General features: G+C 75.5%; 6 protein-coding genes. 1 reads left to right on the forward strand and 5 read right to left on the reverse strand.

What is annotated here, in order from left to right:
* Positions 1–1,312 precede the first annotated feature (1,312 nt).
* Positions 1,313–3,937, forward strand: coding sequence for a glycosyltransferase family 1 protein (locus ACZ7LB_RS18955; RefSeq protein ID WP_471469552.1), 2,625 nt, complete (start codon positions 1,313–1,315; stop codon positions 3,935–3,937).
* Positions 3,938–4,161: 224 nt separating this feature from the next.
* Here the strand turns inward: ACZ7LB_RS18955 and ACZ7LB_RS18960 are convergent, their stop codons facing one another.
* The 5 genes from ACZ7LB_RS18960 to ACZ7LB_RS18980 form a co-directional block, all read right to left on the reverse strand.
* Entirely contained in the window at positions 4,162–4,671 is a 510-nt protein-coding gene (locus ACZ7LB_RS18960; RefSeq protein ID WP_471469554.1) for a DUF1990 family protein, read from the reverse strand.
* 122 nt (positions 4,672–4,793) lie between these two features.
* Positions 4,794–6,446 (reverse strand): M4 family metallopeptidase, encoded by a 1,653-nt coding sequence (locus ACZ7LB_RS18965; protein WP_471469555.1) that lies wholly within the window; start codon positions 6,444–6,446, stop codon positions 4,794–4,796.
* Positions 6,447–6,745: 299 nt separating this feature from the next.
* Entirely contained in the window at positions 6,746–8,797 is a 2,052-nt protein-coding gene (locus ACZ7LB_RS18970; protein WP_471469557.1) for a M4 family metallopeptidase, read from the reverse strand.
* Positions 8,798–9,305: 508 nt separating this feature from the next.
* Positions 9,306–11,174 carry an ABC transporter ATP-binding protein gene (locus ACZ7LB_RS18975; RefSeq protein WP_471469558.1) on the reverse strand — a complete coding sequence of 623 codons (1,869 nt, stop codon included), beginning with the start codon at positions 11,172–11,174 and terminating at the stop codon, positions 9,306–9,308.
* Complete coding sequence (locus ACZ7LB_RS18980; RefSeq protein WP_471469560.1) at positions 11,171–13,129, reverse strand: ABC transporter ATP-binding protein; 1,959 nt, start codon at positions 13,127–13,129, stop codon at positions 11,171–11,173. The genes ACZ7LB_RS18975 and ACZ7LB_RS18980 overlap by 4 nt, the downstream gene beginning before the upstream one ends.
* Positions 13,130–13,293: the final 164 nt, after the last annotated feature.

Genomic DNA, 13,293 nt, shown 5'->3' on the forward strand with positions numbered 1-13,293 from the left:
CGTAGAAGACGGCCCGTTTGAACCAGCCGGGGTCGCGGTCGCTCGCGGGGGTGTCCTCGAAGGTGTCCGGTACGGGCTCGTTGACGGTCATGAGGTGGGTGACCCTCCGGTCTGCGGGGTGGACGGTCGCAGGACCGGGCGGACGTACGGGGGCCGTGCGGCCCGTTCCGTGACGCGCATGCCGGTCCTGCCCCGGGTGACTGGTCCCGCCGGCGGGACGCTCGCCCGTCGGCACCGACTCGGGCCGTTCCGAGCCGAGTTGCGGCCTGTCCAACGAGAACGTGTCCCTCCGGGTTGTGGTGCGCGCCGAGGTCGGCCGCCCGGCGGCGGCGCCGCCGTCCGGTGCCCGCCGCCCGGGGTGTACGGGGGCCTGCCCGGCCCGGGAGGGGGACGGGCGGCGGGGCGCGGGGCCGTTCCCGGTGACCGGGGGTACGTGCCGGGGAGGGCGCGGCCGGGGAACGTCTTCCGGTGGGCGGCGGGGGTGAGCTGGCGGTTCCCCCGGGGGCGCCCGGTCCCGCCGGAGGGGGCCGGGAGGCTCGCGCGGCGCGGCGGTGCGGCCGTGCGGGGGAGGAGGGCCCGGGCTCCGGGTGGCTCCGCCGTCGGTGGACGGGCCGTCGGCGGGGGAGGGCGAGGACACCGGGAGCGGCCGGGGGACGGGCGGGTGCGGCGGTGGAGATGGGCCGGATGCGGGAGGCGCCGTCCTCCGGGCGTCCGGTGGGGCACTGCGCCGGTCGCCCGGCGGCGGTCCTTCAGGTGGAGTAGACACGCGGTGGGACCGGAGGCGGGAACGGCACGCCCGCCCCACCCCCTTGGCACCCCGTGGCCCCACCATCGGCCTCCTGCCCCAGGGGCTCCGCTCCCAGGGCTCGTGCCCCCAGGGCTCCCGTCCCCAGGGCTCCCGCCGCCGTGGCTCCACCCTGGACCCACCGCCCCGGGCCCACCGTCCCGGCCCCGGGGCCGCCGCCGTGGCTCCGCCCCGGACCCACCGCCGGGCCCCGTCTCCCCCTCGCCGGGGCGGACTCCACCCTCGCCGGGCGGACCCCCGTCGCCGGGCGGACCCCCTCGCCGGGGCCCGCCGGGGCGGCCCCCACCCTCGTCCGGGGCGGCCCCCACCCCCCGCCGGCGGCGGACGACCACGCCCCCCGGGGGCGGGTCGCGCCGTTAGCCCGTCCGGCGCCCAGGACCACCGCATTCCGCGAGGAATCACCCGTCAACGGGGTGAACCACCCGGCGGGGGACGGAGCGGCGCCGTAACGTCGTCGGCGCCGAGGAAGGCCCGCCGTCCGACCGAGCGAATGCGTAGAGGTGGAGTGTGAAGGCGATCCGCCGTCTGACCGTCCGTCCCGTTCTCCCCGACCCCCTCCGGCCGCTCAGCGACCTGGCCCGCAATCTGCGCTGGTCCTGGCACGAGGGGACGCGCGACCTGTTCCGGTCCGTCGACCCCGGGTGCTGGGCCGAGGCCGGGGGCGACCCGGTGCGGCTGCTCGGCACGGTCCCGCCCGCGCGTCTGGCCGAGCTGGCCGGGGACGGGGAGTTCCTGCGCCGGCTGGCCGGTGCCGCCGCCGACCTCGACCGCTACATGACCGGTGACCGCTGGTACCAGGGCCGGGAGCGGTCCGCCCGGCTCCCCGCCGCCGTCGCCTACTTCTCGCCCGAGTTCGGGATCACCGCCGCCCTGCCCCAGTACTCCGGCGGGCTCGGCATCCTGGCCGGCGACCACCTGAAGGCGGCCAGCGACCTCGGGGTGCCGCTGGTCGGCGTCGGCCTGCTCTACCGCCACGGCTACTTCCGCCAGTCCCTCTCCCGCGACGGCTGGCAGCAGGAGCACTACCCGGTCCTCGACCCGGGCGCCCTGCCCCTGGCCCTGCTGGAGGAGCCGGACGGCACCCCCGCCCGCGTCGCCCTCGCCCTGCCCGGCGGCCGGGAGCTGCGCGCCCGGATCTGGCTCGCCCAGGTGGGCCGCGTCCCGCTGCTGCTGCTCGACTCGGACGTGGAGGAGAACGACCTCGGGGAGCGCGGCGTCACCGACCGGCTCTACGGCGGCGGCAGCGACCACCGGCTGCTCCAGGAGATGCTGCTGGGGATGGGCGGCGTCCGGGCGGTGCGGGCCTACTGCCGGATCACCGGCCACGCCCCGCCGGAGGTGTTCCACACCAACGAGGGCCACGCCGGCTTCCTCGGCGTCGAGCGGATCGCGGAACTCTGCGACGGGGGGCTGGACTTCGACTCGGCGCTGGAGGCGGTCCGGGCCGGGACCGTCTTCACCACCCACACCCCCGTGCCGGCCGGCATCGACCGCTTCGACCGGGACCTGATCGCCCGCCACTTCGGCCCCGGCGCCGAACTCCCCGGCATCGGCGCCGAACGCGTGCTGCGGCTGGGCGGGGAGAGCTACCCGGGCGGTGAGCCCGGGGTCTTCAACATGGCCGTGATGGGCCTGCGCCTCGCCCAGCGCGCCAACGGCGTCTCGCTGCTGCACGGCGGGGTCAGCCGCGAGATGTTCGCCGGGCTGTGGCCGGGCTTCGACGCCGACGAGGTGCCGATCACCTCCGTCACCAACGGGGTGCACGCCCCGACCTGGGTGGCCCCCGAGGTGCTCCGGCTGGGCGCCCGCGCGATCGGCGCCGAGCGGGCCGAGGAGGCGCTGACCGTCGGCGGACCGGACCGCTGGGACTCCGTCACCGACATCCCCGACGAGGACCTCTGGGAGCTGCGCCGCACCCTGCGCGGACAGCTCGTCGCCGAGGTGCGCGAGCGGCTGCGGGCCTCCTGGCGGGAGCGCGGCGCGGGCGAGGCCGAGCTGGGCTGGATCGACGGCGTCCTCGACCCCGACGTGCTGACCATCGGCTTCGCGCGGCGCGTCCCCTCGTACAAGCGGCTGACGCTGATGCTGGAGGACCGCGAGCGGCTGACCGGGCTGCTGCTGCACCCCGAGCGGCCGGTGCAGATCGTGGTCGCGGGCAAGGCGCACCCGGCGGACGACGGCGGCAAGCGGCTGGTGCAGGAACTGGTGCGGTTCGCGGACGATCCGCGGGTGCGGCACCGGATCGTGTTCCTGCCCGACTACGGCATGGGGATGGCGCAGAAGCTCTACCCGGGCTGCGACGTCTGGCTGAACAACCCGCTCCGGCCGCTGGAGGCGTGCGGGACCAGCGGGATGAAGGCGGCGCTCAACGGCTGTCTCAACCTGTCGGTGCTGGACGGCTGGTGGGACGAGTGGTACCAGCCGGACTTCGGCTGGGCGATCCCCACCGCCGACGGCGCCGCGACCGATCCGGAGCGGCGCGACGCGATGGAGGCGGCGGCCCTCTACGAGCTGCTGGAGCAGCGGGTGACGCCGCCCTTCTACGAGCGGGGGCGGAGCGGTCTGCCCGACCGCTGGATCGAGATGGTGCGCCGGACCCTGAGCCTGCTGGGGCCGCGGGTGCTGGCGGGCCGGATGGTCCGGGAGTACGTGGAGCGGCTGTACACCCCGGCGGCCGAGGCGCACCGGGCGATGGAGCCGGACGCGGCGCGCGGGCTGGCCGAGTGGAAGGCGCGGGTGCGGGCGGGCTGGCCGGGGGTGCGGGTCGGGCACGTGGAGGCGTCGGCGGCCACCGCGACCGCCGAACTCGGCAGCACGCTGGGGCTGCGGGTGCGGGTGGGCCTCGGGGACCTCGTCCCGGACGACGTGGAGGTGCAGGCGGTCTCGGGGCGGGTCGACTCCGGGGACCGCATCACCGGCGCGGCGGCCCTGGCGCTGAAGCCGGTGGGCGGGCCGGACCTGGAGGGCCGCTGGCTCTACGAGGGGCCGCTCGCGCTGGACCGCACCGGTCCGTTCGGCTACACGGTGCGGGTGCTGCCGTCCCATCCGCTGCTGGCCTCCGGCGCCGACACGGGCCTGGTGGCCGTGCCGACCGACGAGCCGGCCGGTACGGCGGCACCACTGATGCGCTGATGCGCCGGGGCGGCGACGCGGCGCGATGCCGGGGCGCCGGGGCGCCGGGGTGCTGACGCGGCGAGGGCCGGAGGCGCCGCCGGAACCGGGGCCGCCGCACCCCTGAGCCGTCGCCGGACCGGGACGGCGGCGGGCCCGGTGCCCCGGACGGCCCGCAGCCGTCCGCCGGACCCGGCCGCCGCATCCGGTCGCCGGACCCGGTGCCCGGCACCGCCCGGTGGGTGTCAGTCCTGCTCGTCGCCCCCGCTCAGCCGCCGCAGCACGGTGCCGCACCGCCGGGCGTAGGCGTGCTGGAAGCCCCGGGTGGCCGGGCCCCCGGCCCGCGCGTACCAGCGGGCGGGGCGGCTGAAGCCGGTGACGGTCAGCCAGACGGTGCCGTCGCCGGTGCGGTCCACGACGAAGGCCTCCTCGCCGGACTCGGGGTGGCCGGGCAGGGTGCCGTAGGCCCAGCCCGCCCTGCGGTACTCCTCCGTCGTCCACACCACCCGGCAGGGCGCCCGGAGCAGACCGGCGAGGGTGACGGTGACGTCGACGCCGGGCGCGGCCCGCAGGGCCCCGGTCTCGATGCCGATGCCCGCCTCGCGGTGCATCTCCCAGGTGAGCACGGCCTCGGCCGCCCGCCGGAAGACCTGCTCGCCCTCGCCGAGGCGGGTGCGTACGTGCAGGGGGCGGAAGCCGGGCGGGCAGGGGCCCCGCTCGCGGGTCGCGCCGACGTCGTCGTACGTGAAGGACATGGGGACCAAGCGTAAGGGCTGCCCCGTGGCGCCCGGCGGGGGCCGGGGCGGCGGGGCAGCCCGTGGGCGGGTGCCCGGGAACCGAGGGTCCCCGGGCACCGCCCGTCGTGGTGCGGGACGGGTCAGGTCACGTTGATGGCGGTCCAGGCCGCCGCGACCGTCTGGTACTCGGTGCTGGAGGCGCCGTACAGGGCCGACGCCGCGTTCAGGGTCGCCGTGCGGGCGCCCTTGTAGTTGGTCGTGGACGTCATGTAGGTGGTGAGCGCCTTGTACCAGATCTGCAGCGCCTTGGCGCGGCCGATGCCGGTGATGGTGGAGTTGTTGTACGTCGGGGAGTTGTAGCTCACCCCGTCCACGGTCCGCGCCCCGCTGCCCTCGGCCAGCAGGAAGAAGAAGTGGTTGGCGGGGCCGGAGGAGTAGTGGACGTCGACGCCGCCGATGCCGGAGTACCAGTAGTCCTTGGAGGCGCCGTCCTTGCTGGGCTTGTCCATGTAGCGCAGCGGGGTGCCGTTGCCGTTGATGTTGATCTTCTCGCCGATGAGGTAGTCGCCCTTGTCGGAGGCGTTGTTGGCGTAGTACTCCACGCCGGTGCCGAGTATGTCGCTGGTGGCCTCGTTGAGGCCGCCGGACTCGCCGCTGTAGACGAGGCCGGCGGTGTTGGCGGTGACGCCGTGGGTCATCTCGTGACCGGCGACGTCCAGCGAGGTGAGCGGGCTGGTGTTGCTGTAGCCGTCGCCGTACGTCATGCAGAAGCAGCTGTCCTGCCAGAAGGCGTTGACGTAGGCGTTGCCGTAGTGGACGCGGGAGTACGCGGCCCGGCCGTCGTTGCGGATGCCGTTGCGGCCGAAGGTGTTCTTGTAGAAGTCCCAGGTGGTCTGGGCTCCGTAGGCGGCGTCCGCGGCGGCGGTCTGGTCGGCGGAGGAACTGGAGGCGGCGCCGGTGCCCCAGACGTCGTCGGCGTCGGTGAACAGGCTGCCGGTGCCGGAGGTGCCGCGGGCCAGGTTGTAGGTCTTGTGGCCGCCGCGCGTGGTGTCGTAGAGCTGGTACGTCGAGCCCGACAGGGTGGTGGTCAGGCTGACCGTGCCCGAGTACAGGGTCTTGCCGGTGCCGGTCTCGACGCCCTGCCACTCGCTGAGCCGGGCGCCGGTGACGGCGTCGGTGACGACGTGCAGCTCGTTCGGGGTGCCGTCCTCCTGGAGGCCGCCGACGACGGTCTCGTAGGCGAGGACGGGGGTGCCCTCGGCCACCCAGACGACCTTGCGGGGCGTGGAGTCGGCGGACGCCCCGGTGGCCCCGGCGGCGTCGGCGGCGCCGAGCGCCTGCTTGCGGGCGGCGGTGGCGGACACCTTCGGGGTGAGGGTCGGGACCTTGATGGTGGCCTCGGTCGCCCGGGTCACGCTCCGGGTGACGCCGGCGGCGCTCTTGTGGACGACGAGGTCGCCGCCGAGGACGGGCAGTCCGCCGTAGGTGCGCTCGTAGCGGGTGTGGACACTGCCGTCGGCGTCCTTGACGACGTCGCGGACGACCAGCTTCTCCTTGGCGCCGAGGCCGATCTCCCCGGCGGTGGCGGCGGCGCTGCCCTGCTCCTGCTGGATCAGCGCGGCGCGGGCCGTGCTCGACAGGGCGACGGGGGCGGCGCCGGGGGTGCGCGGCGCGGGGGTGCTGCCGGCGGCGGCGGTCTGGGCGGTCAGGCCGGTGGTGAGCAGGGCTCCGGCGGCGACGGCGGTGGCGACGGCGAGCGTGGTGCGCTTGTGGCGCGAGAAGAGGGAGGACACACAGACTCCTTGGGTGGGGGGTCCGGCCGGCAAGTGGGGTGTCCGGCCGTTGCTGACTGCGAAGTTGTGCGGCGGGTGGGGAGAACACTGACACCTTCGACGTGTACATGTCACCAGGGTCGAGAGGTGTTGGCCGAATCGCTCCGGCCGGAATGGAGTGATCTTGGGCGGGGTGCCGCCCCCGGGAACGGGGCCTCCGGGGGCGGCACCCCGGTCGGGACGCCGCTCCGGGGCGCGGGCGGCGCGGTCCGCGGTGGCCGGAAACCGGCCCCGCGCGGACCCCTCGGGAGCCGGGTGGTCTAGGGGAAGGTGATCTTCCATCCGTCGATGTAGCCCGTGTCACCGGGGCCCTTGTCCTGGACGCGCAGCTTCCAGACGCCGTTGGCCGCGACCGAGGAGGCGTTGACCGTCCACGTCTGGTGGACGTCGGGTGCCGGGTCGTAGCCGCTGCTCTTCAGGCGGGCCGTCGCCCCGTTCGGGGCGACCAGGTCGATCTGGAGGTCGCCGCGCCAGGAGTGCACGATGTCGACCGAGACCTGGAGGTCGGCCGGGGCGTTGCCGGTGCGGCCGGTGACCGTGATCGGCGAGGTGACCGCCGCGCCGTAGTCCGGGATCTGCACGTCGGCGGTGTTCTCGAAGGTGGAGCCGTCACCGGGCGGGTCGGTCGGGCCGCCGCCCCCGGAGCGGGCGCCGACGCCGACGGCCGCCCACGCGTCCTGCACCGCCGCGTACTCGGTGCCCGTCGCCCCGTACAGCTCGCCGGCCGCCGCGAGGGTGCCCGTGCGGGCGCCCGCGTAGTTGGTGGACGAGGTGAACTTCGTGGCCAGGGCCCGGAACCAGATCTGCTCCGCCTTGGCGCGGCCGATGCCGGTGACCGCGAGGCCGTCCGCGGTGGGCGAGTCGTAGCTGACGCCGTTGATGGTCTTGGCGCCGCTGCCCTCGCTCAGCAGGTAGAAGAAGTGGTTGGCGGGTCCGGAGGAGTAGTGGACGTCGATACCGCCGATGCCGGAGTACCAGGAGTCCTTGGAGGCGCCGTCCCTGCTGGGCTTGTCCATGTAGCGCAGCGGGGTGCCGTTGCCGTTGATGTTGATCTTCTCGCCGATGAGGTAGTCGCCGACGTCGGAGGCGTTGGCGGCGAAGAACTCGACGGAGGTGCCGAAGATGTCCGAGGTGGCCTCGTTGAGGCCGCCGGACTCACCGCTGTAGACGAGGCCCGCGGTGTTGGAGGTGACGCCGTGGGTCATCTCGTGCCCCGCCACGTCGATGGCGGTGAGCGGGCGGCTGTTGCCCGTGCCGTCGCCGTAGGTCATGCAGAAGCAGCTGTCGTCCCAGAAGGCGTTGACGTACGCGTTGCCGTAGTGGACCCGGGAGTAGGCGCCCACGCCGTCGCCCCGGATGCCCGAGCGGCCGTGCACCTGCTTGTAGTAGTCCCAGGTCAGCGCGGCGCCGTAGTGGGCGTCGGCGGCGGCGGTCTCGCTGTCGGCGGCGGTGCCGTTGCCCCAGACGTCGTCGGCGCCCGAGTAGAGGGTGCCGGTGCCGGAGCTGCCGCGGTTGAGGTTGTACGTCTTGTGGCCGCCGCGGGCGGTGTCGGTCAGCGTGTACGACGACCCGGACTGCGCGGTGCCCAGCGTCACGGTGCCGCTGTACAGGGTGTTGCCGGTGCCCTTGTGGACGGCCTGGTACTGGTACAGCTCGGCGCCGGTGGCGGCGTCGGTGACGACGTGGAGGCTGCTCGGGGTGCCGTCCTCCTGGAGGCCGCCCACGACGGTCTCGTAGGCGAGGACGGGGGTGCCCTGCGCCGCCCAGACCACCTTGCGCGGGGCGCGTTCGGCGTCCGGCTTCTCGGCGCCGGCCGCCCTGGCGGCGGCGACGGCCCGGGTCTCGGCCCCGGCGGCGGAGATCTTCGGCGTCACGGTGGCCGGGGTGACGGCGCGGGTGACGGTGGCGGTCCTCGCGGCCCCTCCGGGGAGGCTCTCGACGACGAAGTCGCCGCCCAGGACGGGCAGTCCGTCGTAGGTGCGCTCGTAGCGGGTGTGCAGAGTGCCGTCGCGGTCCTTGACGACGTCGCGGACGACCAGCTTCTCCTTGGCGCCCAGGCCGAGTTCGGCGGCGGTCCGGGCGGTGGCGGCACCGGCGTCGCGTATCAGTCCGGCGCGCTGGGCGGGGGAGAGCGAGACGAGTCCGGCGCCCTTGGCGGGGGGCGCCGTCGGGGCGGCGGTGGCAGGGCCGGACTGGACGGCCGCCGCCACCAGCGCGGCGACGCCGGCCAGGGCGACGGCGGCGGAGCGGAGCTGGGTCCTGCGGTGGGGCGGGGTGGGGGAGGTGTCTCTGTGGGGAGAGCTGCTGCTCAACACTGACTCCTTCTGCGCGGGCCGCGGATCGCGCGGCCTGGGGGAGACCGGCCGGCGGGTGGGCCGGCCGGGCGGTGCGGGAGATACGCAGATGTGGTGTGCGGACGCGTGGAGCGGGCCGGCGCGCGGCGCTGGAACGCCGGTTGCGGGGGCGCTGCGGAACGGCCGTCGGAAGAGTCGCAGGAGAACGTGGTTCTTGTCAGGAGCGCGTCAGTAGGTTGGCCGAAAGTCGTTCGTTGTCCGGGTGTTCACGTTCGATATACGGATCTTTCACGGGGCGCGGTCTCCGCGGCCCGCCCGCGCTCCGGGAGGAGCCGGAGCCCCGGCCCCGGGGAGGGGCCGCCGCCCACACCGGGGCCGCCGCGTGTCCGCCCGGGGTCACCGCGCGCCCGGCCGGGCGCGGGGCCCCGTCCGCCGCGGGTGCCGCTTCCGGGCGGGGCGCCGCCGTCCGTCCCGGGGCCGCCGCGCACCCTCCCGGGGTCGGGTGCCCGTGCCGCCCCGGCGCGGCTCAGGACAGGCTGTCGCGCCAGGCGCGGTGCAGACGGGCGAAGCGGCCCGTGCCGGCGATCAGTTCGGCCGGGGGGCCGTCCTCCACGATCCGGCCGCCCTCCATCACCAGCACCCGGTCCGCGATCCCCACCGTCGACAGCCGGTGTGCGATCACCACCGCCGTACGGCCGCGCAGCACCGTCGCCATCGCCCGCTGCACCGCCCGCTCCCCGGGGACGTCCAGCGAACTGGTCGCCTCGTCCAGGATCAGCACCGCCGGGTCGGCCAGCAGCGCCCGCGCGAACGCCACCAGTTGCCGCTGCCCGGCGGAGATCCGCCCGCCCCGCTTGCGGACGTCGGTGTCGTAGCCGTCCGGCAGGGCCGCGATGAAGTCGTGGGCGCCGATGGCCCGCGCCGCCCGCTCGATCTCCTCCCGGTTGGCCGAGGGGCGCCCGATGGCGATGTTCTCCGCGACCGTGCCGGAGAACAGGAACGCCTCCTGCGTCACCATCACCACCCCGCGCCGCAGTTCGGGCACGGCCAGCTCGCGCAGGTCCGTGCCGTCCAGCAGCACCCGCCCGGCCGAGGGGTCGTAGAACCGGGCGAGCAGCTTGGCCAGCGTCGACTTGCCCGCCCCGGTCGAGCCCACCACCGCGACGGTCTGCCCGGCCGGGAGGGTCAGGTCGAAGCGGGGCAGCACCTCGCCGCCGGTGCGGTAGCCGAAGCTCACCGCGTCGAAGACCACCTCGCGCCCGGGGTGCTCCGACGCCAGGGGCGGCAGCTCACCGGGCGCGGCCGGCTCCGGCACCGAAGGGGTCTGCGCCAGCAGCCCGGCGATCTTCTCCAGCGAGGCCCCCGCGGACTGGTAGGAGTTGAGGAACATGCCGAGCCGGTCGATCGGGTCGTACAGGCGCCGCAGGTACAGCACGGCCGCCGCCAGCACCCCGAGTGCCAGCGTGCCCTCCGCCACCCGGTACGCGCCCCAGAGCACGATCCCCGCGACGGCGGTGTTGGCGACCAGCCGGGAACCGACCACATAGCGGGCCATCTCCAGCAGCGCGTCCCCGTTGGTCCGCTCGTGGCGGGCGTTGAGCACCGCGAAGTCGGCGTCGTTGGCGGCCTCCCGGCGGAAGGCCCGCACCGGGCGGATGCCGTTCAGCGTCTCCACGAACTTCACGATGACCGCCGCCATCGCCGTCGACCGCTCCGCGTAGACCCGGCCCGCGCGCCGCCGGTAGGACCGGATCAGCAGGCACAGCGGCACGAACGACCCCACCGCGACCGCCCCGAGACCCAGGTCCAGCCAGAGCAGCATCAGCGAGATGGAGACGAACGAGAGCACGACCGTGACGAGTTCCTGGAGCCCTTCGCCGAGCAGTTCCCGCAGCGACTCCACGTCCGTGGTGGACCGGGAGATCAGCCGCCCCGACGTGTAGCGCTCGTGGAAGTCGACGCTCAGCGCCTGCGCGTGCCGGAAGATCCGGCCCCGCAGCTCCAGCAGCACGTCCTGGTTGACCCGCGCCGAGAGGATGATGAAGCCGTACTGCAGGGCGCCCCCGGCCACCGAGCAGAGCAGATAGCCGACGGCCACCGCGATCAGCGGCCCGCTGTCGCCGGCCCGCAGGGCCGGCACCGCGCGGTCGATGGCGTACGCCACCAGCAGCGGGCCCGCCTGCACCGCCGCCTGCTGGAGCAGCAGGAGCAGCGCCGCCGCGGCCACCCGGGCCCGCAGCGGCGCCAGCAGGGACCGCAGCAGGGCGGCGGTCGCCCCGGGCGGGCCCGCCGGCAGATCCTGGTCGACGGGGTCGACGACGGGGCCGGGACCCCTCGCGGGGTCCTCGCCGTCGGGCCGTTCGCGGTCCGGCGCGGTGGCCGTGGGCGCCGTCATCGGGCGTCCCCTTCCTCGTGCTCCTCGTGTCCCGCCATCAGATGGGCGTACTCGGTGTGGGTGCGCAGCAGCTCCTGGTGGCTGCCGACGGCGGCGATCCGGCCGCCGGAGAGCAGCGCCACCCGGTCCGCGAGCAGGACCGTGGAGGGACGGTGCGCCACGATCAGCGCGGTGGTGTCCGCGAGCACCCGGCGCAGCGCGGCCTCGACGGCCGCCTCGGTGTGCACGTCCAGCGCGGACAGCGGGTCGTCCAGGACGAGGAACCGCGGCCTGCCGACCACGGCCCGCGCCAGGGCGAGGCGCTGGCGCTGCCCGCCGGACAGGCTGAGCCCCTGCTCGCCGACGGGGGTGCCGGTGCCCTGCGGCAGCGCGTGCGCGAAGTCGGCCTGGGCGATGGCCAGGGCCCGGACCAGCTCGTCGTCGCCCGCGCCGGGACCGGCGCCCATGAGGACGTTCTCCCCGACGGTGGCCGAGAACAGGGTGGGCTCCTCGAAGGCGACGGCCACCAGCGCGCGCAGCTCCTCGCGGGGCAGGGCGGTGATGTCCACCCCGTCCAGGGTGATCCGGCCGGAGGTCACCTCGTGCAGCCGGGGGATCAGCGCGGTGAGCGTCGTCTTGCCGCTGCCGGTGGCGCCGACCAGGGCCATCGACTCGCCGGGGCGGACGTGCAGGTCGACGCGGTCGAGCAGGGGAGGGGAGCCGGGGGGCGCGTCGGGGTAGCGGAAGCGGACGTTCTCGAAGCGGAGCCCGGCGGTGCCCGGGTGTCCGGTGCCCGGGGTCCCGGCGGCGGCCGCCGGGGCCGCGGCGACCGTGGCGTCCGGGGTCCCCGCCCCGGTGGGTCCGGGGGAGGCCCCGGCCGCCGGGTGTGGGGCGTCCGGGACCGGGGCGGACGGGCGGTGGGTGACCCGGACGCGCCGCCCGGCGGCGGGCGGGGCGGACGCCGTGCCGCCCTCCTCCTCGGCGTCCATCACCTCGAAGTACCGGTCGGTCGCGGTGGCCGCCTCCTGGCTCATCGCCAGCAGGAAGCCGATGGACTCCACGGGCCAGCGCAACGCAAGCGCCGTGGACAGGAAGGCCACCAGCGTCCCCGCCGACAGCGCCCCGTCGGCCACCTGGACCACGCCCACCACCAGCGCCGCGCCGACGGCCACCTCGGGCAGGGTCACGATGACCGCCCAGATGCCCGCCAGCAGCCGCGCCTTGCGCAGCTCCGTCCCCCGCAGGGCCCCGGACAGCTCCCGGAAGGCCCGCGCCTGGCTGCGGTGGCGCCCGAAGCCCTTGATGATCCGGATGCCGAGCACGCTCTCCTCGACCACGGTCGTCAGATCGCCCACCTGGTCCTGGGCGAGCCGCGTCACCGCCGAGTACTTCTTCTCGAACGCCGCCAGGGTGGCCACCACGGGCACGGCGGGCCCGAGGATCACCAGCCCCAGCAGCCAGTCCTGCATCAGCATGATGACCACGCCGACCAGGATCGTCACCCCGTTGACCAGCAGGAAGGTCAGGGGGAACGCCAGGAACATGCGCAGCAGCATCAGATCGGTGGTGCCGCGCGAGAGGAGCTGTCCCGACGCCCACCGGTCGTGGGAGGCGACCGGGAGCCGCTGCACGTGCCGGTAGAGGTCGGCCCGCATCCGCGCCTCGATCCGCGACAGCGGCCGGGCCACCAGCCACCGCCGCAGCCCGAACAGCAGCGCCTCGCCCACCCCCAGGAGCAGCAGGAACAGGGCGCCGAGCCACACCCCGGCCGTGTCCCCGTCCGCGACCGGGCCGTCCACCATCCACTTCAGGACGAGCGGGATCACCAGCCCCGTGCAGGAGGCGACGACCGCGATGAGGGCGGCGAAGGACAGCCGGGCCCGCACGGGCCGCACATACGGCCACAGCCGCAGCAGCGCGCGCACGGCGGAGCGGTCCGGGGCGGATTCCTCGGCGGAGGCAGGTGTGGTGGGCATCAGGACCGAGCCTACGGTTCACCACTGACACTGCCCAGTGGGTTTCCGCACGGCCGGGCCCGCCCCGGGGGCGGACCGTGGGCGGAACGGGCCCCGCCCGGGGCGCCGGTACGGCCTCGCCGGGTGCCGTCCCCGGCCCGCCGCCCCGGCGTCCGCTCCCGCTC

The sequence above is a fragment of the Streptomyces sp. NPDC107521 genome, from assembly GCF_055598485.1.

Coding starts and splice junctions, on each gene's coding strand:
- ACZ7LB_RS18960 (WP_471469554.1), bottom strand. CDS start 4,671: ATGTCCTTCACGTACGACGACGTCGGCGCGACCCGCGAGCGGGGCCCC.
- ACZ7LB_RS18975 (WP_471469558.1), bottom strand. CDS start 11,174: ATGACGGCGCCCACGGCCACCGCGCCGGACCGCGAACGGCCCGACGGC.
- ACZ7LB_RS18980 (WP_471469560.1), bottom strand. CDS start 13,129: ATGCCCACCACACCTGCCTCCGCCGAGGAATCCGCCCCGGACCGCTCC.